Origin of the sequence: Salinimicrobium tongyeongense (assembly GCF_026109735.1) — a bacterium.
GTDB classification, from domain to species: domain Bacteria; phylum Bacteroidota; class Bacteroidia; order Flavobacteriales; family Flavobacteriaceae; genus Salinimicrobium; species Salinimicrobium tongyeongense.
Genome location: NZ_CP069620.1, coordinates 1,997,712 through 2,019,007 on the forward strand (window position 1 = coordinate 1,997,712; position 21,296 = coordinate 2,019,007).

At 43.8% G+C, this 21,296-nt stretch carries 18 protein-coding genes; 4 read left to right on the forward strand and 14 right to left on the reverse strand.

Translation table 11 applies throughout. The features are described from left to right. Position 1 precedes the first annotated feature (1 nt). Positions 2 to 4,525 carry a glutamate synthase large subunit gene (gene gltB / locus JRG66_RS08855; protein WP_265162406.1) on the reverse strand — a complete coding sequence of 1,508 codons (4,524 nt, stop codon included), beginning with the start codon at positions 4,523 to 4,525 and terminating at the stop codon, positions 2 to 4. 522 nt (positions 4,526 to 5,047) lie between these two features. Continuing rightward, positions 5,048 to 6,028 carry a helix-turn-helix domain-containing protein gene (locus tag JRG66_RS08860; protein ID WP_265162407.1) on the reverse strand — a complete coding sequence of 327 codons (981 nt, stop codon included), beginning with the start codon at positions 6,026 to 6,028 and terminating at the stop codon, positions 5,048 to 5,050. A 210-nt stretch (positions 6,029 to 6,238) separates the two neighbouring features. Between JRG66_RS08860 and JRG66_RS08865 the strand changes: the two genes are divergently transcribed. The 4 genes from JRG66_RS08865 to JRG66_RS08880 all read left to right on the forward strand — a co-directional run bounded on the left by JRG66_RS08865 (position 6,239) and on the right by JRG66_RS08880 (position 12,385). Continuing rightward, positions 6,239 to 8,680, forward strand: a complete 2,442-nt coding sequence (locus JRG66_RS08865; protein ID WP_265162408.1) for a TonB-dependent receptor — start codon at positions 6,239 to 6,241, stop codon at positions 8,678 to 8,680. Between the two features lie 10 nt (positions 8,681 to 8,690). Then, on the forward strand, positions 8,691 to 10,040 hold the full coding sequence (locus JRG66_RS08870) for a DUF4374 domain-containing protein (RefSeq protein ID WP_265162409.1): 1,350 nt from the start codon (positions 8,691 to 8,693) through the stop codon (positions 10,038 to 10,040). 81 nt (positions 10,041 to 10,121) lie between these two features. Further along, a complete protein-coding gene (locus JRG66_RS08875; protein ID WP_265162410.1) occupies positions 10,122 to 11,294 on the forward strand; it encodes a PepSY-associated TM helix domain-containing protein in 1,173 nt (390 codons plus the stop codon). A 449-nt stretch (positions 11,295 to 11,743) separates the two neighbouring features. After that, entirely contained in the window at positions 11,744 to 12,385 is a 642-nt protein-coding gene (locus JRG66_RS08880) for a spermidine synthase (RefSeq protein ID WP_265162411.1), read from the forward strand. 343 nt (positions 12,386 to 12,728) lie between these two features. Here JRG66_RS08880 and JRG66_RS08885 read toward each other — a convergent pair whose 3' ends face one another. From JRG66_RS08885 to JRG66_RS08940, 12 genes are all read right to left on the reverse strand, one after another. After that, entirely contained in the window at positions 12,729 to 12,908 is a 180-nt protein-coding gene (locus tag JRG66_RS08885) for a hypothetical protein (protein ID WP_265162412.1), read from the reverse strand. Positions 12,909 to 12,999: 91 nt separating this feature from the next. After that, positions 13,000 to 13,731, reverse strand: a complete 732-nt coding sequence (locus JRG66_RS08890; protein WP_265162413.1) for an SDR family oxidoreductase — start codon at positions 13,729 to 13,731, stop codon at positions 13,000 to 13,002. A 195-nt stretch (positions 13,732 to 13,926) separates the two neighbouring features. Continuing rightward, positions 13,927 to 14,313 (reverse strand): group III truncated hemoglobin, encoded by a 387-nt coding sequence (locus tag JRG66_RS08895; protein WP_265162414.1) that lies wholly within the window; start codon positions 14,311 to 14,313, stop codon positions 13,927 to 13,929. A 15-nt stretch (positions 14,314 to 14,328) separates the two neighbouring features. Then, complete coding sequence (locus JRG66_RS08900; RefSeq protein ID WP_265162415.1) at positions 14,329 to 14,619, reverse strand: hypothetical protein; 291 nt, start codon at positions 14,617 to 14,619, stop codon at positions 14,329 to 14,331. Between the two features lie 123 nt (positions 14,620 to 14,742). Continuing rightward, positions 14,743 to 15,336, reverse strand: coding sequence for a Crp/Fnr family transcriptional regulator (locus JRG66_RS08905; protein ID WP_265162416.1), 594 nt, complete (start codon positions 15,334 to 15,336; stop codon positions 14,743 to 14,745). Positions 15,337 to 15,340: 4 nt separating this feature from the next. Then, a complete protein-coding gene (trxA, locus tag JRG66_RS08910; RefSeq protein WP_265162417.1) occupies positions 15,341 to 15,640 on the reverse strand; it encodes a thioredoxin in 300 nt (99 codons plus the stop codon). 64 nt (positions 15,641 to 15,704) lie between these two features. Then, positions 15,705 to 16,979, reverse strand: a complete 1,275-nt coding sequence (locus JRG66_RS08915) for an acetyl-CoA hydrolase/transferase family protein (protein WP_265162418.1) — start codon at positions 16,977 to 16,979, stop codon at positions 15,705 to 15,707. 5 nt (positions 16,980 to 16,984) lie between these two features. Beyond that, complete coding sequence (locus JRG66_RS08920) at positions 16,985 to 17,557, reverse strand: YceI family protein (protein WP_265162419.1); 573 nt, start codon at positions 17,555 to 17,557, stop codon at positions 16,985 to 16,987. Between the two features lie 73 nt (positions 17,558 to 17,630). Beyond that, positions 17,631 to 18,953, reverse strand: coding sequence for a hypothetical protein (locus JRG66_RS08925; RefSeq protein WP_265162420.1), 1,323 nt, complete (start codon positions 18,951 to 18,953; stop codon positions 17,631 to 17,633). A gap of 57 nt (positions 18,954 to 19,010) precedes the next feature. Beyond that, on the reverse strand, positions 19,011 to 19,601 hold the full coding sequence (locus JRG66_RS08930; protein ID WP_265162421.1) for a YceI family protein: 591 nt from the start codon (positions 19,599 to 19,601) through the stop codon (positions 19,011 to 19,013). A 375-nt stretch (positions 19,602 to 19,976) separates the two neighbouring features. Beyond that, a complete protein-coding gene (locus JRG66_RS08935) occupies positions 19,977 to 20,678 on the reverse strand; it encodes a sulfite exporter TauE/SafE family protein (RefSeq protein ID WP_265162422.1) in 702 nt (233 codons plus the stop codon). Beyond that, positions 20,678 to 21,124, reverse strand: coding sequence for a FixH family protein (locus JRG66_RS08940; RefSeq protein ID WP_265162423.1), 447 nt, complete (start codon positions 21,122 to 21,124; stop codon positions 20,678 to 20,680). Before JRG66_RS08940 ends, JRG66_RS08935 begins: the two co-directional genes overlap by 1 nt. Positions 21,125 to 21,296: the final 172 nt, after the last annotated feature.

A 21,296-nucleotide genomic window follows, 5' to 3' on the forward strand; every position in this document is an offset into this window, starting at 1 on the left:
TTCAGGCTGTTTTTAATTCCATCTGGGCGTTTCTCATTTTTTCCTCTTCCAAAAGCTTTAGTGCTTTTTTATACTCTACCGGCATAACTTTTATAAAGCCTGCAGCAGCAGTTTCCCAGGTATTTAGTATTTCTTTTGCGACCTCACTTTCAGTATAATTGTAGTGATTTTGAACAAGCGTCTTTAATTCCTGCAGGTCATTTTCTGAAGGTTTTTCAAGGTCGATCATTTCCATATTGAAGTTGTGGCTGTCAACCTTGTTTTCCGGATCGTAGATATAGGCTACCCCGCCGCTCATCCCGGCAGCAAAGTTCCTTCCTATGTTGCCCAGTATAACCGCCACGCCGCCGGTCATATATTCGCAGCCATGATCGCCAATTCCTTCAATCACGGCCCTGGCACCCGAATTGCGAACGCAGAAGCGTTCCCCGCCAATTCCGTTGATGTAAGCCTCGCCGTTTGTGGCGCCATAAAGTGCAACATTTCCAATAATGACATTTTCATTAGATTTAAAGCTGGCCCTGGAAGGTTTTTTTACTGAAAGCGTGGCACCACTAAGGCCTTTTCCGAAGTAATCGTTTGTGTTGCCTTCTACGTTAAGGGTGAGGCCTTTGGTGGCAAATGCCCCAAAACTCTGCCCCGCAGCTCCTGTAAAATTAAGGCTGAGGGTGTTTTTGGGTAATCCTTTTGCACCGTGAATTTTGGAGATCTCATTGCTGATAATGGCTCCCGTGGTTCTGTTGATGTTCGTGATGGGAAAATCGAGCCTCATTTTTTCTTTCCGGTAAATAGCCGGATGCGCCTGTCTTAAGATCTCGAAGTCGAGCACATCGTCAAGGCGGTGGTCCTGTTTCTTGCAGTTGTATAAACACATGCTTTCATCAACAGCAGGTTTGTACAGGATGTTTGAAAGGTCAATTCCCTGGGCTTTATAGTGCTCTATGGCCTTGTTCATGTCTAGCTTCTGGCTTTGGCCTACCATCTCGTTTATGGTCCTAAAACCAAGATCGGCCATGATTTGGCGTAGCTCCTGTGCCACAAAATACATGAAGTTGATCACGTGTTCGGGGGTGCCTTTAAAGTTCTTTCTGAGTTCCGGGTCCTGGGTTGCGATCCCAACGGGGCAGGTATTAAGGTGGCAGGCGCGCATCATGATGCAACCCGAGGCTACGAGCGGGGCTGTTGAAAACCCGAATTCTTCGGCGCCCAATAGACAGGCTATGGCTACATCTCTGCCGGTTTTAAGCTGGCCGTCACACTCCACCACTATCCGGCTTCGCAGGTCGTTGAGCAGCAGGGTTTGCTGCACCTCGGCAATACCCAGTTCCCAGGGCAGGCCGGCATGTCTCAGCGAGGTGAGTGGCGCCGCCCCTGTGCCGCCGTCATATCCAGAAATTAGCACTACATCGGCTTTGGCCTTTGCTACCCCGGCAGCAATGGTGCCTACGCCCACTTTTGAGACGAGCTTCACATTGATGCGGGCTTCCCGGTTTGCATTTTTGAGGTCGAAGATGAGCTGGGCCAAATCTTCAATAGAATAAATATCGTGGTGAGGCGGAGGCGAAATAAGGCCCACGTAAGGCGTGGAATTCCGGGTTTTTGCGATCTCCGGATTTACCTTTGGGCCCGGTAAGTGTCCGCCTTCACCGGGTTTTGCGCCCTGCGCCATCTTGATCTGGATTTCCTGCGCGTTGGTGAGGTAATTGATGGAAACTCCAAACCTTCCTGAAGCTACCTGCTTTATAGCCGAATTTCTCCAGTCTCCATCGGGGCTCTTGTGAAACCTGTTTTCATCTTCGCCTCCCTCGCCCGAATTGCTTTTTCCTTTCATCCGGTTCATGGCAATAGATAAATTCTCATGGGCTTCTTTGCTTATAGAACCAAAAGACATTGCGCCGGTTTTAAACCTTTTTACGATCTCTGTCCAGGGTTCTACTTCTTCAATGGGTACAGGGTTAAGGTCTTTGAACCTGAACATTCCGCGGATGGTCATGAGGTTTTTGGTTTGCTCATTCACCATTTTTGAATATTCCTTGTAGCTTTTCGGATTATTCTGCTTTACTGCCTGTTGAAGTTTTGCAACAGTGGCCGGGTTGAACATGTGTCTTTCCCCATTTCTTCGCCACCGGTAATCGCCGCCTATTTCCAGGTCCATAGCTGAAGGAACAGCCTTCAGATTAAAAGCCTTTCTATATCGCTTCTGAATTTCTTTTTCCACTTCGTACAAACCTATTCCCTCAATGCGGGTAGGGGTGTTGCAGAAGTATTTGTTGACAAACTTTTTATTGAGCCCCAATATCTCGAAGATCTGGGCGCCACGATAAGAATGCAGGGTAGAGATGCCAATCTTGTTCATGATCTTAACAATGCCCTTGCCCACGGCGGTATTAAAATTCTGAACGGCAAGTTCGGGGTCTTTTACTTCCAGTTCATCCTTTTCTACCAGGTCATAAATAATCTCGTTGACCATAAACGGGTTGATCGCGCTGGCACCATAGCCAAACAACAGGGCAAAATGATGGGGTTCCCGGGGTTCGGCCGATTCGATGACGATCTCAAAAGACGATCTTTTGTTGTGCCTTTTCACGCTGTGATGCACATAAGAACAGGCCAGTAACGACGGGATGGGAGCTAAGGCAGCATCTGTATTTCTGTCAGATAGTATAATGATATTGCAGCCATTATCAACTGCTGCTGTGATCTCTGTGATCATTTCATCAAGTCGCTCTTCCATGCCGTTGAGGCCCTTGTCGGCTTCATAAAGCATGGGGATAGACGCGGCCTTAAATCCGGGGGTGTCAATGTATTTGATCTTGTCGAGGTCTTCATTGGAGATCACCGGATTCTGGATGCGGAGTTTTTTAGCATGCTGGGGGATTATCTCGAATAAGTTCCTGTCCTCACCCAGAGAAAGGCTGATGTCTGTCACGATCTCTTCCCTGATCCCGTCCAGCGGCGGATTGGTCACCTGGGCAAATAGCTGTTTAAAGTAATTGAACAGCAGCTGGGGCTTGTCTGAAAGTACCGCCAGCGGTGTGTCTGAGCCCATAGAGCCAATGGCCTCTTTTGAGGTATTTGCCATGGGGGCAATGATGCTGTTAATATCTTCAAGAGTGTATCCAAAAAGCTTTTGCCTGGTCTTAAAATCGGTTTTTTCTACAGGAGTTTTATTTCCGGTGTAGGGAACATTTGATAAGGGCAGTAAATTTTCTTCCAGCCACTTTTTATACGGCCTTTCGGCTACGATCTTGCTTTTTACTTCTTCATCTTCAATGATCCTGCCTTCATTCATATCTACCAGGAACATTCTTCCCGGCTCAAGCCGGCCGTGCCTTTCCACATTTTCAGGGGCTATTTCTATCACCCCGGTTTCTGAAGCCATCACCACATAACCATCTTTGGTCACGGTGTAACGTGAGGGCCGCAACCCATTCCTGTCCAGCAGGGCCCCAATATAATTTCCATCGGTAAATGGAATGGAAGCAGGGCCGTCCCAGGGTTCCATGATGCACGAATTGTACTCGTAAAATGCCTTTTTATCGGCGCTCATTACCGGGTTCTTCTCCCAGGCTTCAGGCACCATCATCATAATGGCTTCGGGCAGAGAGCGGCCGGTGTGTAACAGCAACTCCAGCACAGTATCCATAGAGGCAGAATCAGATTTTCCTTCCGCAGTAACAGGAAGGATCTCCTTTACATACTCGCCTAAAAGGTCACTTTTAAAGAGCTCTTCCCGGTCTTTCATCCGGCTTAGGTTTCCGCGCAGGGTATTGATCTCCCCGTTGTGGCACATGTACCTGAAAGGTTGTGCAAGTTCCCAGCTGGGAAAGGTGTTGGTGGAAAAACGCTGGTGCACGAGAGCCAGTTTTGTCACCAGCTCGGGGTCATTTAAATCGGTATAATAAATATTGATGTCTTCGGGCATAAGCAGCCCTTTGTAAATAATCGTGGTGGTAGAAAGGCTGGGCACATAGAAATGGAAAGAATCTGAAAGCGAAGATTCTTCTACTTTGTGCTCGGCTATCTTTCGGGCGGTGAAAAGGCGGGCGTTGAACTCTCTTTCTGAAATATCCCCGGCCTTCCCGATAAATATTTGCTGCACATTGGGCTCGCTAAGCGCAGCAACACTTCCAAGGCAGGATTTGTCTACCGGAACTTCCCGCCAGCCCAGAATTTGTAAATGCTGCCGGTTAATCTCTTTTTCAAAGATTTCCTGCACGATTTTTCGCTGGTTTGCAGCCGGTGGTAAAAAAACCATTCCCACGGCATATTCCTTTGGCTCCGGAATTTCAAAATCACACACTTTTTTGAAGTAAGCATGCGGAATTTCAATTAAAATTCCCGCGCCGTCTCCCGTTCTTCCATCTGCGCTAACGGCACCGCGATGTTCCAGCCGCACCAGGATGTCTAGGGCTTTGTGGATTATATCATTGGTCCTTTTGCCTTCAAGGTTACAAATAAAACCTGCGCCACAATTGTCGTGTTCAAATTCGGGGGAGTAGAGTCCCTGTTGCTTCATTCTCATATAAATCTCCTTGGAAAAATTACTGAATATTCAGCAAAATAGCCATTTCTGTAATTATAGCATAACAAAAATTCAGTTTTAATACATTAAATATTGACTTATGAAAATAATATGTTTAAAATGATAAATTGAGAATAAGAAGCTTTTATATTGAGAATCATGCAATTCAAAAAAAATCAGGGAATTTTTCTGCGGAAGCTTTACATGTAAAGCTGAAGTAAATGTCGTTAAACCGGAAGTAAAATCAATAATAATGCTGGTTTAAAGGGGATTCAAAAATGGCATTTTTGACAGGTAATTTCTTCGGAAAAGCGAATCTGACAAATGTCATGGTTTTATGCCCCTGTTTTTCCGACTTTCCATCTTCCCCGGCAATCCAGCGTTCTAATGGAATATAAAATCTACATAGCAGGAGGGATTTTGACAATTCTGGTGGCGGCCCTGTACTGGATCTTCATCAACAGGAACAGTAAATAGCCTGTAGATGCCGGCTTTTAGTTGCTCAAAGCAAAAACTGCAGGTTTAATTGAGGGAGCTGGGCAAAAAGCCGTAGTATTTTTTAAAAGCCACCGTAAAGTGCTGCGGATTCTTATACCCAACTTCATAAGAAGCTTCAGAAACCGATAATTTTTCGTGCGTAATAAGATCTTTGGCCTTTTCCATGCGCAACCCGGTGATGTATTTAAAGATAGTGGTAGAATGCACTTTTTTGAAACACTGCTTAAGTTTGGAAGTGTTGAGGCCGGCAATGGGTGCGAGCTCGGTAATGGTGAGGTTTTTGCTGAAGTTCTTCCTAATGTGCTCCTCCACTCTTACAATGCCTGCATACTCCTTTTTGGGGATGGGGTGCTTCTCCAAAATGGCATTTTTGGGGTCGTTGTCTACCAGGAAATTCAGCAAGAGAGCAGTAATTCGGGCTTCCAGGTAGATCTTTTTGATGTGGCCGCAATAACGGCAACTCATAATTTCCTTGATGTGCTGCTGTAATTCTGTGGGAATATACCTGCTTTCTTCCCATAACAGGAATGGGCGGTTCTTCTTTATTCCCTTCTTTAATGACGATAGGCCTTTATAATCTGGCCCCATGATCTTCCGAAGCAATTCTTCAGTAAAAAGCACTTCCAGGGTTTTTCTTGAAGAAGATGCAAACTTTAAACAACCCTCGGGTTTTGGCAGATAAAAAATATTGAAATGCCCTGAGGGTATAGAAATTACCGGGGCCAAAGGATCTGTAGGGATATAATTGTAGTCGCCCTCCAGTTCAAAATGCAGCTTGAATAAAGCTGAATTTCCCGAAAAATTTATTGAATAGCCCGCCGGGGATTTAAGTTCCTGCGTGATAATACAAAAGTGATCCAGGTGCAGCTCCTGCAGGCTTCCCTTTACAACTTCCTTGTCAATAATAAAGGTTTCCTCGCTAAAGGCATCGGCACAAAAATCTTTGCTGAAAGTTCTAACTACAGCATTATCTTCAAAAAAAGAACTTTCTAACCTGAATTTCATGTTCAAAATCGCCTGACTTCCTTTTAAATAACATCACTAAAGGGTGGGGTTGGGTATATTATTCTTTTCACGTAAGTAAAAATTCCTTTTGCGTTACCCAACGGCAAGCCTCTCCCTTTACTTTTGCCAAAGGTAATTATTTTTATTAAATCTAAATAAGGTCAGTTTTTGAAATCTGCATCTACATATTTTTTGCTCATTTGCTGCTGTTTGTTTTCCACGACAGTAATAGGCCAGGCAGCTAAGAATTCCGCGGAGAAGTTAACCCGGGAAGTGGGGGCTGCATATACTGTTTCGGGTTATGTTAAAGACCACAACGGGTATTCTTCGGCCAGTGTTGAGGTTGTCCTCTCAAATGCTTCGGAAGAATTCAGGGCCACATCAAATTATTCAGGTTATTATGAGATTTCCGGGGTGCCTTCAGGATCTTATATAATCGAACTGCGGAAGGCCGGTCACGTTGAATATAGGGAGCTGGTCATTAAGGGGGAAGACCTGGTGCAGAATTTCCAGATCAAAAATACTGATGATTACGAACTCGGGGAAGTGCTTCTTAACGTAGAATCTGTAAAATCTGAAATTGAAAAGAAAGGTTTTGCGGTAAATGTCATAGAAACAGAAGAAGCAGCGGTACGAAATATCCAGACCAACGAACTCCTGAACAGGAGCGTGGGGGTGAAAATAAGGCAGGGTGGCGGTTTGGGGTCTTCGGTAGATTATAACCTCAACGGGATGTCGGGAAATTCTATCCAGATCTTCATTGACGGAATCCCGCTTTCGTCTTACGGTTCTTCCTTTGACCTTAGCAGTATTAGCCCCAGCATGATAGAACGTATTGATGTCTATAAAGGGGTGGTTCCTGCCGAACTGGCCTTTGATGCCCTGGGAGGTGCCATAAATGTCATTTTAAGAGATGATTTTAGAACCCAGATCAATGCTTCGGTTTCTTATGGTTCTTTCAATACCCTCCAGAGCAACTTCAATGCAGTGTACCAGGCAGAGAACTCAGGGTTTTTCGTGAAAGCTTCTGGTTTTTACAACCATTCAGACAATGATTATGAGGTTTGGGGAAGAAATGTGTACAACATTCAGCCCAATGGGAGATATGAATATGTAAGGGTGAAGAGGTTCAATGATGAATACTCTTCCCGTGGCGGAATACTCGAAGCGGGTTTCAAAAATGTCAAATTTGCAGATCATTTTTCCGTAGGGTACACAGCTTCAGATTCTTACAACGAAATTCAGCATGGCGCATACATGACCATCCCATACAAAGGAAGGTTTATGGAAGCCGAAGCCGGGATTGTAAACCTAACTTATGAAAAATCTGACCTCTTTGTTAAAGGGCTTGACCTTAATTTTCACGGATTATACAACGAGCGCAAAAGAACCATAAACGATACTGTAACCTGGGTCTACAACTGGTCGGGTGAACTTAGCCGCGACCGAAAGGGAGATCCTATTCCGTCGCAGCAGGGAGCGCAGCAGGGTGCACCTACCATTGCAAATATTTACAGGGATATTTACTCTTTTAGGGCCGGTCTTAGCTATTCCTTCAACAAGAACCACAAAATTGGTTTGCACCATGTACTTTACAATATCTCCAGGGAACAGAATGATGAATTGTGGAACGGGATAAGAAAGAATTTCGTTGAAACCCGTGAACTGGAGAAGAATATTTCCTCATTTTCTTATGAATCTAGATGGTTCAATGATAATTTGAAGGCCAATGTCTTCGTAAAGTATTACCAGCAGAAGACGAATAAAATGGACCCGGGGGTTGCAACCATTAACGGGGAAGAGGTACGGGTAGAAGAATACTTCAGCAGTAATTTTGACTACACGGGATACGGGATGGCACTTTCTTACCTGGTAAATTCGGGCATTGCCATCTTAGGTTCCGCAGAAAAAGCCATCCGCCTTCCTACCGATAACGAGATATTTGGGGATGTGGGAGATAATGTTGCTGAAAACTCAGGACTTGAACCCGAACAAAGCAATAATTATAACCTCGGATTCAAGCTCGGCCCCTACAAAATTGCTGATCACAGCGTCTCTCTTTACGCTTCCGGATTTTTAAGAGACACCCGTGGTATGATTGTAAGGGAGCCCCAAATGACATTGAATGATGCACAACAAACTGCTCCTTTTGTAAACATGAAAGGAACGGAGTCTAAAGGCTTTGATGCAGAACTGAATTATGTTTTTAAGGATAACCTCAACCTGCTGGTCAACTTGTCCAAGTTCAACACCCGGGTGAGTACAAAGTATGACTCAAACGGCAATGTTTTGTTTAACTACAACGCACAAATACCCAGTGAACCCTTCTTTACCGCCAATGCTTCTGCCCGGTATTCTTTCAAAAATGTGTTTCAAGAAGCATCTTTACTGAACATCTATTACAATTATGCTTTTGTTGATTCCTTTTACAACGTGTGGGTGGTGAATAAAAGAAGCGGACTTGAAAATTCGATGGTCCCCGAACAACATATCCAGGATGTTGGCCTTAGCTATGTTTTTCCAAACCGAAACCTCATTGTGAGCTTTGATGCCAACAACATTTTCAACAAACAGGCTTTTGACAATTTTGCGGTGCAAAAGCCGGGTAGGGCTTTTTATTTAAAACTCAATTATTCAATCAATAACTTATAAATTATTAAACATGAAAAATAAATTTTCAAGACTCTTTGGTTATGCCGCTGTAGTTGGACTACTCAACCTGTCTACGGCATGTAGCAGCGATGAAGATGCCGTTTCTCCAACCCCAGAGCCTAATCCTGAAGAAAGCAGATGGCTTACCATTGCAGGAGCAGTAATGGATGAAACCCCGGGTAACGGTAACGGGGGCACCGTACTTTATTCTATCTCCCAGGAAAATGCCGAAGACCCCAACTACGCCGTTAACGTTTTTGACAAGGGTTTCCAGGTGAGATCTCAAAGAACGGCGAGATTACAATCTTCGGTAGATGGTTCAACCATGTTCAACATTGCTTACGGGGGTGACAATGGAGGGGAATTCTCAAAGTATATCGTCAATGGAGGTGATAATTTTGAACCAACAGGAGGTCTTGTGAATATATCACAGTACGCAGGAACTTCTCCAAGATGGGTAAAACTTTTTGACGGGGACAAAACCGGGGTGGCCGTTAGTGTGACCAGCCCTATGGTAAATGATGGGGATATTTACGAGTACACAAGAGGTACTGCCACTATTGTTACTCTTGACATGGAAAATTCTGAGATTTCGAACAACATTTCATTTGAAATCCCGCTTACCGAAGAAGAGGAGGCAGCAGGGCACCATATTTTCAGGCTAGATACACCAGTTCTCAACGCTGCAGGAGATAAACTGATTATAGGAACCTGGATGGGAAAAACAGATCCTGCTACAGGAGAACGCGATGCCAATGCTTATGAAAGGCTGGGGTCAAAATCGGTGGTGGTAGATTATCCATCTCTTGAAAATCCAAAAGTGATCAATTCTACGGTTGGATTTGGCGACACCAGCGGTTACCGCAGCTTTAACAGCTTTTTGGCCGAAGATGGCAGTATTTACCAGGCTACCCAAAGAGATCCGGGGGGTTCTCATATTCTAAAGATCAATGCCAGTAATGAATATGACAACAGCTATGACTTTAGCCTTGATGAAGCCCTTAACGTTACAGGTTCATACATCCAGAGCTGGAGATATGTGAAAAATGGTATTGCTTATGTAATGTACACCCACGATGATGCAGCATATACAAGTTTTAGTGACCGCACCCAGCAAAGCTTCCTGGCAAGGGTAGATCTTAATGCCAAAACTGCACAAAAAGTAGACCTGCCTTATGAGCCAGATATGTACTTCTTCCAGTACCAGGGCTTCGTGGTAGATGGGGATAAAGTCTATGTTACGGTTTCCCCGGTTGGGAAAGACGGGAATATCTATGTTCTTAACAGTGTAACAGGTGAAGTGACCAAAGGGGCGCAACTGCTTAACGAACCCGGAAACCATTTCATCGGAGTGTTTTAATTTTGAATTAGCTTATCATATCTTACTCCACAGTTCCGGCTACAGCTTTTTGTTGTATGCCGGAACTTTAAATTTCTTTCAATGAAGAATAAAAAGAAAAAATACGGCATTAGAAAGTTCCTCAATGACGTTCATCTATGGCTTGGCCTTGCCAGTGGGATCATCCTTTTCCTGGTTTGTTTCAGCGGAACTGTACTCACTTTTGAGAAGGAAATTAAAAATGTTTTTGCTGAAGATTTCAAGGTTTCGGGTACGCAGCCTATGCAAATTGAAGCCCTCACTGAAGTATTACAGCAGGAAGGGGAAGTCTCTTCGGTAAGCATCCCTGCTGAAGCCGGGAAACCTTACGAATTCCGTGTAAAGACATCTCCCGAAGATCGCCGCGGCACTACCTTTTATGTAGATCCCTACACCGGCGATTACATGCAGACTAAAAAATCTTCCCTGGACGATTTTTTTATGTGGAATTTCAGGATGCACAGATGGCTGCTTTTAGATTCGGCTATAGGCCGTCCCATTGTGGGAATAGCCACCATTATCTTCTTTATTCTTTCCCTGAGTGGTGTTGTGCTTTGGTTCCCAAAAAAGCTGAAGTGGAAAAACATGAAGAGCGGCTTTAAGATCAAAACCTCGGCCAACTGGAAACGCATTAACCACGACCTTCACAACACGCTCGGGTTTTACGCCTGCATCTTTTTGATCATCATGACCCTCACCGGACTCTTCTGGAGTTTTGAGTGGTACCGCGAAGCAGGGAGTGCTGTGTTGGGAACAAAAGTGTTTAACAGGGGAGGAGGCCCTTCTTTTACCTCCAATGAGAATATCACCGAAGCCGATGAAGCCTCAATAGCCTCTATCTACAACATTTCTTCGGAAGAGCTCAACTATGAAGGCACCACCACAATTTCGTTTCCTTCCGAAAGGGAGCAGGTGTACAAAATAAGAAAGACCAACGATAACAGCTGGTCTCCTGTGACTTCAGATCAACTGGTGATAGATCGCGATGGTACAGTTTTAAACAAGGAGATCTTTAATGAAAAACCGCTTAATGTACAGATAGCATCTTTGATCAAGCCCATTCATACAGGGGAGATCTTCGGGACTTTCTCCAAGATCATCTATTTCCTGGCCTGCCTAATCGCGACCACTTTGCCCATTACCGGTACGCTGATATGGCTGAACAAGATGAAAAAGAAGAAACCTAAGAACAGAGCCAGGAAACAAGAGGCAAGAGTCAAGACTGTGACGGAATAAATTTTTGCATGTTGCGGGTTTGGGGTTGCCAGGTAAAAAGATCCAAGAGTCAAGACTGCTCTCATAAGCCAGGGTGGAGAGCCTGCTTCTTAAAACCCCAGAACATCTTTTTCCTCACTTATTGATTGCCACTGGCTTTAGCCAGTGGTGAAAAAAGGGATTAGAATAGGGCTTTAGCCCAACTCTAAACTTTGAAGAATTTATTGTTCGTCCATTTATCCAGGCAATTTCAAGCTTCCTGTTATAATTGGAATCCTATATTTTTACGCAACCTATAAACCCCAAATTCCAGGCATCAAATATCTTACCCATTCCTTAAGGCAGGACAAAAGGATTCATGAATTGCCTCCGCCTTCAGGCGGGGGATTTAAAATAGGGCTTTAGCCCAATTCAATTAATTCCCCTTCCCATTTCCCTTCTAACTTCTAAAATCGTACTTTTACAGGGCTATGAAAAAGACCTTCAGCTACCTGTGGCCGCTCACCAAAAAGTACAACTCCAGTTACAATGGGAAGCTGGAAGTTACCTGGATCAACGGGCGCAAGGTACTCGACAGTAGCAACGCCAATTATTCATACGGTGCCCTTCAGGAGGTGCTCGACCGCGGGATTTCAGAAGTGCGCGCAGACCGTGCAGCCCCTGTGCTGTTACTGGGGCTGGGTGGTGGGAGTGCCATTTCTTTACTTCGGAATAAATTTAAGTACTACGGAAAAATTACTGCTGTAGAACTTGATCCCGCTATCGTTGAAATCGCCAAAACCGAATTTAATATTGAAGCACACCAGCCCCTTGAGCTGTTGTGTGAAGATGCCGAAGCTTTTGTCGCCACAGCGCAAGAGCAATTCGGTTTTATAATTGTAGATCTTTTTCTGGATTTGAAGGTGCCGTCGCAGTTCTTTTCAGAAACCTTCTGGAAAAATGTTGGAGGATTGTTGCTGCCGGGCGCAAAAATCCTTTTCAATGCCGGGATAAATGAGGCGCATCAGGAGCAGATTGACTACCTGCTAAAAAATGGCACTTTAGGCATACATTTTCAGAAGAAGGAATATGTCTACGGAAGCAATACCCTGCTGCTGGGTGAAAAAAGCTGAGGTGATTTATGAGTTGCTGCCGTGGGGTTCCAATAATGGCATTTTTGGGAAGTAATTTTTCCGAAGCAACAAAAAACTCTGCTTCAGCTGAAGTTCATTTCTAAAGAACCCCTTCCGAAGGTTATTTTCAGGTTTTTAAAAATATAAAGGCTGCCTTAAAAACTTTACACGTCATGCTTGAGGTGCAAAAAATCTGATTTCAGACTAATTTTGCACCAAAACCCCTGAAAAGTTTCAGGTTTTGACGGAGAAGAGCTTTTAAGACAGCCTTTTTTCAGGTTATACCCTTCGGAATTGCTGTAGGGGGCTATCCCGGTGGTATATTTTTAAAAACTAAGGTCTTCTAAGACAATTTAGCTTTTATTTGATCTTTATTGTCTCTCACAAGTGTATAGGCGTAGTACCCGGCTCCTGCAATGGCACCCCATTTTAGGAGACTGCCCGTCCACTGAAGGCCTTTTTTGGCAGCCCACAGTTTTACTACTTTTTCACCTGCGTCTTTTGCATTTCTCTTCAAATCCATTTTTTGTTGGTTTTTTAAGGTTCCTTTTCAAGATCGTGAAGAATTGGGTCAACTTGCGTTAAAGGCTTTCCAAATAACACTTTTTTAACCCTTAAGCCTTGCCTGTGGGCTTGATCATTAATTCGTTAACATTTACGCTGTTAGGCTGGGTAACGGCATACAAAACGGCATCGGCAATATTCTGAGGTTCCAGTTTTGGCTCATCGCCAGAATAATCTTTTTCATCGAGCAGTTCTTTATCGGTGATATCATCGCGCAGGTTTGTGGCCACGGTACCGGGTTCTATTGAAGTAACACGGATATTGAACTCGGGCGAAAGTTCCATTCTCATGGCGCGGGAGAGGGCAATGACCGCGGCCTTTGAAGCGCCGTAGACCGCCCCGCCTTTAAACACCTCAATGCCGTCTACAGAAGCTATATTTATAATGTGGCCGTTCATCTGGTTTTTCATGGCCGGCAGCACGGCATTGATACAGCGCAAAGTTCCTTTCACGTTCACCTCAATGGTCTCAAGCCATTCTTCGAGGTGCTGGTTCTTGAGGTAGGTGAGCGGCATTACGCCGGCACAATTTACCAGAATGTGCACTTCCCCAAATTCATCCCAGATGTCTTTAAAAGCGCCTTCTACACTTTCGGAATCTGTAACGTCCATGCGCACCACAAGACTTTTATTGTCCAGCTCGTCCTGCAGGTCGTTTAATTTTTGAATACTTCGGCTGGCAAGTGCCACTTTACAGCCAGCCCCCGAAAGGGCTTTTGCTATTGCTCTTCCTATTCCGCTGCTGGCGCCGGTTACTATGGCTACCTTATCCTTTATTTCCATCTTTCAGATTTTTTTCTTTAAAAGATAAGGCTTGTGCTGAAGGTACAGCGGTTGAATAACAGGAATTTAACGTCTCGGCTTTTTTTACTGAATGAAAGAGCCAATGTGTATTGCTTCGGAAATGCTTCAGAAGGAAGCTGTACACTAAAGTAATTTTCTTCAGTATAAATTCTTCCGAAGACACCTGAAGCAGAATCACTGCTGCCGACTCAGGTACATGTTCATAAAGAGGTTGTGGGCCATATTTCTCGCCCTGTTTTTGGCGATATTGGCCCTGTCGCCTTCAAAAAGCTCATCAAGGGTCTCGTACCACATGTTGAGCCATTCGCCAAAATGGGCCTGTTCAATAGAATGATCAAATTCGCGGTCTACCTCTTTGTGGGCCCGCATTGGGTTACCGCGAAATTTGCTCACCATAAACAGGTTGGTTTCCCAAAAATCGGTAAGCTTCTCAAGATGTGCCGGCCAGTCATCTATAGTCTCATTAAAAAAGTGGCCAATTTTTGTGTTGGCCCGCACTTTGGTGTAAAAAGCAGAAACCAGGAGAAAGACATCCTCCCGGTTTTGTATATCATTTTTCATAAGAAAATCCTCTTTCTAATAGCGCATAAAAACATTGATCACGAGCAGGAGTGCGCTAAGCAGCAGGCTTAAAATTAAAGTATTAAATACAAATTTAGGCTTTAACTGCGCTAAAACCGTCACCATATAGGTCATACACACTGCAACCACCAGGAATAACTGGAACATTTGAATAAAGTCATGCCCGTTCATTAAAATCACCATAGCCGCCGCAGCACCCAAACAGGTAGAAAGAATAATGGCCACCGCCGAATATCCTACATAAAGGTCTTCAAAATCTTTGTAAAGTGTGTTGTAAAGTTTCATAGCATAGTAGTTTTTAATTATGCCGTAAAATTAAAAGTATAGGGAGGGGGAGAATATGACTGGGATCATAAAACAGGACATTTGTGTCCCTGATAAAGATCATAAGAGGCTGGTAATGAAGTTCTACCGGTAGACTTTTCTCTTCTTTATTTGCAGTTCCCCTTTCTTTTCAAGAGATTTTGTGGCGCGTATCACGGTCTCTACCCGCAGGCCGGTAAGATCGGCAAGCTGTTGGCGGGTAAGGTTTAGACGGTAAGTGTACTTTCCTTCAACTTTATCTACATGCTTTAGATAATCTATGATACGAAGAATCCTGTGCTCGGGTTCCTGACTCGATATTTCTGAAACCATGATGGCTTTGTAGTAAAGCCTTTTTGCCAGGGTTTCGGTGATCTTGAGATGAACTTTTGGATTTGACGAAAGCAGTTCTAAAAATTGCTCTTTTGAAAGCTGAAAAACTTCGGCATCCGAAATTGCTTCGGCGTTTGCCGGATATTTCACGTTTGCCAGCAGCGGCGGTTCTCCAAAACTCTGCCCTATAGAAAAGATTCCCTGAATGAACTCCTTGCCATCTTCGTTGTAGTTGTTCATCTTGATCTCTCCTGAAGCTACCTGGTAGAAATTAAGAGCCGATTCCCCTTCGCGGAATAACTGATCTCCTTTAGAAAAAGCCACGCGTTTGGCGCCATGGTTAAGCAACAGGTTCTCGTCTATCATAAAACTACTGGTGGGAATTTATGAGCTCAACCAGGTTGGCCTTGGGCACCACGCCCGATTGCCGCCATAGTTGTTCGCCATTTTTAAAGAGAATAAGGGTGGGCACGCCCCGTACCTGAAATTTTTCGGCCAGCGCCTGATTTCTGTCTACATCTATCTTTACTATTTTCACCTTGTCCCCCAAATCGGCTTTGGCTTCTTTAAGTATGGGCGCAAGGGTTTTGCAGGGGCCACACCAGTCGGCAAAAAAATCTACAAGCACTGGTTTATCATCCTGGATGATCTCGCTAAATTTACTTTTCATATTTTCTTTTTTAAAGCTATCTAAAGGTACTCAAAAATGGCATTTTTGGAAAGTATTTTCAGGCCTACCTTATTCCGGAGAGCCTTTTATGAGCTTCCTCTTCCAGGGCTGCCCTATGGTTTGGGTGAGCGATAGAGATGAGGGCTTTAGCTCTTTGTTTCAGGTTTTTTCCGTAGAGATTTACCACGCCGTATTCTGTAGCGATGTAATGCACGTGTGCCCGGGTAGTGGTAACACCTGCGCCTTCGCGTAGGCTGGGAACGATCTTGGAAATGCCTTTTGCGGTGGTTGAAGGCATGGCAATTATGGCTTTTCCGTCTTTAGAGAGGGAAGCCCCACGAATAAAATCCATTTGTCCGCCCACGCCCGAGTACTGGTAAGTTCCAATGGTATCGGCGCAAACCTGGCCGGTAAGGTCAATTTCTATGGCGCTGTTTATGGCAGTTACCTTAGGGTTCCTTCTAATGATCGCAGTGTCATTGGTGTAAGCCGCTTCTTTAAAATGTATCATTGGGTTATCGTCAATGAAATCGTACAGCTTTGGGGAGCCTAGCGCAAAGCAGGTCACGATCTTGCCGGTTTTCACCTCTTTTTCTTCCCCGGTGATGATGCCTTTTTCAATAAGCGGTAAAACCCCGTCAGAAAACATTTCGGTGTGAATCCCAAGGCGTTTGTGGTTCATGAGGTTGCTGAGCACCACATTTGGAATGGCACCAATTCCCATTTGCAGGGTTGCGCCGTCTTCAATGAGTTCGGCTACATTTTTTCCTATTTGCTTTTCAATTTCTGAAGCTTCTACAGGCAGGTGTGAGTGTAAAGGTAAATTTGCCTCTACTGCGGCTGTGATCTGGCTTACGTGAATAATCCCGTCACCGTGGGTTCTTGGTACCTGCGGATTTATTTGTGCAATCACCGTTTTAGCGGTTTGTATGGCAGGCAGGGTAATATCTACGGAAAGGCCCAGCGAACAAAACCCGTGTTTATCGGGAGGGGAAACCTGAATAAAAGCCACATCAAGCGGAAGGATATTCTTCCTGAATAAAATGTGGATCTCGCTTAAAAAAATAGGAATGTAAGCCCCGTATTCCGAATTTACCGCATCGCGCACATTGCCGGCGGCAAAACAGCTGTTAAGGGAAAAAGCTTCCCTGTAGGGTGGCTGGGTGTACTTGGCAGGGCCTTCGGTATGAATATGAAAAATCTCTACATTCTTAAGCTCTTTGTAGCGATCAACAAGGGCATCTATCAGGATATTGGGCGTCATGGCCGCTCCCTGGAAAAATATTCTGTTACCCGATTTTACATAAGACACGGCCTGGGCAGCACTGACTAATTTCATATTCTTTATTTTTTTACCTGGAGGTTAAATTCAATATCGATCTCGTCTTTTACAACGATCATCCCAAACAGCTTTTTTGGAGCCTCTAGGCCGTAATCTTTGATGTTGAGGTGCAGTTTTCCTTTAAATTCGGCTATCACGGCGTTCTTTATGCCAACAGGCAGCTCGTAGAACCTTTCTTTGCCTGCTATGGTAATGCCCACTTTTGCGACTGCTTTTGTAGGGGAAGACATGCTTACTTCAGTGAGCTCGAGAAGTATTTTTGGGTGTTTGTCGGTTTGCAGGAGGTCGTGAAAATCGCGGTTAATACCTTTGCTGCCGCAGTCAAAGCCCTTGTTGTTAAGAGTGAGAACGGCTCCTGTAAATACAATTTTACTGCCCTGCTGGGTGTAGGTGATGTTCTGAGAATCTTCTAAATATGAATTATCGAATTCACATTTAAAAGCGGCAATGTTAGAATCGCCAATAATAGTAAGCTCACTGCTGGGGAGCACTGTGATCTTTCTTTTCTGAAAATCCTGTGCGCATGTTACCGCACTACAGAAAAGCACCAATAAAACAAACGCAATTTTTTTCATTTTTTTAAAGTTAAAAAAAATGGGGGAATTTAATTCCCCCATTTTCTGGCTAGTTCAAACGAATCTTAATTTCTTAGAAGCTGATTACTGCTTCGACGTTAAAGCCGTTGAATTGTCCTTCATGGTGGATATCCGCTTGTGGATAGTCATTGTAGTTCTGGTTAACATACTCAACTTTAGTTAAGATGTTTTTGGTCATAAACCATCCACCTCCAATGTTGAAGCGGTTAACTTTTACATCATCACCAGATTTAAGTTCACCGTTTACAGTGTTGTAACGTGCACCTAAGTAGAAGTTTTCATCTGCTCCAAATCTGTAAAGAAGTTCACCGGCGTACTGGTTCCAGGTTCTTTCGTCAGTTTCAGAAGCATATTTTCCTTTGGCTCTTTCATAGATTCCGAAGAATTCAAGACCACCTGCTTTGATGAAAGGGTTGATCATGAAAGCAGTCATTTCATTTTTAAGGTCGGGGTTAATTCTACCAGATCTAAAGCCGTCTCCAACTGCAGTTCCGTCAGGAAGGCTACCGCTCATTACGTTGTAGTATCTTGAACCTGCACGGTCACCGCTGTAAAGGTAGATGTTTTTGCTTTGGTTGCTGTGGAATAGAGATCCTGTCAATCTAAATCTGAAGTCTTCAGAAATTTGCTTGTCATAACCTATTTTGGCTAAAAGAGATGGGCTGGTGTGGCCTTCACTGCTGGTTGACTGGTTCAATTTACCGTTGGTGAATCCAACCATACCTAACCATCCGTCGTTGAAATAGTAGATCTCACCACCTACTTCAGTAGTAAAGCTGTCCATAAGGTAGTTTCCAACAAATGGGTTGTAAAGAGCCATCGCGTTGTCAGATCTTCTGAAGTGGGCGTCACCGTAGTTGTTCTCCATGTGACCAAACTTAATTCTCAAGTGCTCCATAAGTCCTGAAGCAAGACCTTCGCTGATGAAGTCAAGGTTGTCTACCTGCAGGTACCCGCCTTTTACGTAAGCTTCTGGGTGGTGTTGAGAAGAAAGATAGGTGTTAAGGTGTACTCTAACTCCTTTTGCAAGAAGAATGTCAAAGGTCATGTTTGCAGTAGCAAGGTTAAAATCTTTTCCAAGCTCATATACAGGGAGAGTGCTTTCGTTTTCCTGCTCAAGACCCTGGAACTGTAGTGCAAATGCACCTCCAAGTCTTACCTGTACTCCTTCAAATTCTTCAAGGTTAATATCTTTGTTAGGTTCAAAAGTATTTACACCGCGTTGATCTGGATATCTGTAGTTAGGAAGGCTTCTATCCCAAAGGGTTTTGCTGTCGTTGTCTTCCACAACCAGAACATCTACATCTTGTGCCTGTGCCTGAAAGCCCATGGCCATCAAGAGGGCAATACCGGAATATTTAATTAGATTTTTCATTTTTGATACATTAAAAAAGTTGATAGTTGAATTTTAAAATTTGTCGTTGAATTAGAATTATTTAGTAAAAACAGTCTGGAATTTAATGTTGACTTCATCTCCTGTGGTGATAGTTCCAAACATGGCTGTTGGGGGATCCACTTTAAAATCGGTCATTTTTATTTTTTTGTCGCCGCTTAGAGTGATTTTGTCACCGGCAACTTTGGCATCAAAGATCAATTCTACGTTCTTCTTGGTGCCTGCAATGGTAAGTACACCATTAGTAGTTACCTTACATGAGGTTTTTGAAGTGCAATCAAGGTTTTTAACGCTTGATAATTCGTAGGTGATTCTTCTGTGCTTATCGGTATCAAGAGCCTTATAGGTGTTTTTGTCCATTCCGCCCTTTCCACTCTTCAAGCTTTCGGCAACTACTGCAAACTGTAATTGATCAAGTTGCACCAATTGTCCGTCTTCCATTTGAACCTTTATACTTCCCTGGAGTTCTTTTGCGCTTAACTCCCAATCATGTATGTTTGAGGTTCCTTCCACTTTTAAACTGGAGGCTCCGCTATTTACATTAAAGGTTTGCCCTGCCATAGTATTGGCAGAAAAGACCATTACCAGAAAGCTTCCAATTACTAACCAAAGGTTCTTTTTTGTGTTCATGATTTTTGTTTTTAATTATGATACAAAGATGGCACAGATATGAGCGGTAGAGTATGACGCGGGTCAGCTTTCGGCAAGATTCTCACAGGGAATGGTTTTAAATTTTAAGTCCGCATTCACATTCGTGTAATCAGCTTTAAATTAGCTAGTTATGATGATTGTTTTTTAAATGGCATTTTGAAAAGCTGATTTTGCTCATAATTTCACCGATTAAATTTGCCCTCAAAGTTCCAAAAGATGCCCAGCGGTGGCAAGAGATTAAGAAATTTTAACCAGAATTTAGTAGGAGGGAGTGAAAACCCGGAGAAATATGTCCGAATTATTAAAATGGTTAATGCCACTAAAGAAGAAATGATAACAAAGCTTTAACAACTATTAGTGGCAGCTTGCCGAAGCATTCACCACAGCCGTTTGTGGCGCAGGAGATAGATATGGAATATCAAGGCCCATTCCTCTTATAATAAAGAGAAGGCCAATCACAACTACAACAACCGGAATGAACCTTTGCACCTGCTTTCTCAAGGCTCCTCCCAGAAATCGGCTAAAGTAGACTGCGGTGGTCATAAGAGGAATGGTGCCAAGGCCAAAGATTACCATATAAAGGCTTCCTGTGAGCATTTCGCCCGAAGCCAGCGCGGCAAATACGGCCATATACACCAGGCCACAGGGCAGCAGGCCGTTTAAAAAGCCAATAGTAAAGAAAGTATCGGGCGTTCTTTTTTTGAGGGCGGCCCCCAAAGATGATTTTATCTGCCCCACAAACCGGTACAATGGCCGGGAAAAATTTATTTTGCTGAAGCTTTTGGATGGTAGGAGTATGGCCAGGATCATAAGAACCCCAATCCCAATAGACAGTTGTTGCTGGATCCCAAAAAGGTCAAAACTCTTGCCCAGTAGCCCAAACACCAGGCCTATTAGCGCATATGAGAAAAGCCGCCCAAAATGGTACAGGAATATCTGAAGCAGTTTCAACACTTTATTGTCACGCGACAACGGAAGCATAAATGCAATTGGGCCGCACATCCCAATGCAGTGAAAACTGCCAAGTAGGCCTAATATGAAGGCAGAGTAGAGCATTAATACAGGATATCCTCTTTAAAATAGAATTTTTCGCCCTTGTATTCCCAGTCAATAATAATGTTCCAGCGGCCGTCTATAAAGCGACTATCAGGTACGAGCAATTGATGTGAGGACAATGAAAGAGGAATTTCAGAGTCCAGCTGCTTGTTTGACGGCCGGTACAGGAACACATTTCCTTTAATGGAAGTAAACTCAAGTTCTGCCGGAAAAGTGATCAGCAAACCTTCGGGAGTTTGTTCCAGGTTGATATTTTCTGAAAGCAGGCCGGCATTTTTAGTCTTGTCCAGCTGCTCCTGAAATGTGAGTTCGTTTTTGTAATATTCTTCCACAACCAAATCATGGCTGTAAGCTTTATCGGTGATCATGGTGATCACAAAAAACATGATGAAGGCTATAAAACTAAATATAGCCAGTACCAGTGATGTGCCCCAGGATATTTTCATGATCTTGTCTTTTAATTTTCAGAAGAACTTGGTCTTTCTGAGGTTTCTTATTTCTCTATTTGTTGAACAGTCTGCCTATTCGTAATTCCTTTGCTTTACTCTTTTATTACTCCTCAAAAATGGCATTTTTGGGAAGTATTTTTCAGTTCTTTTTCTGCGGAAGGCTTCAGTA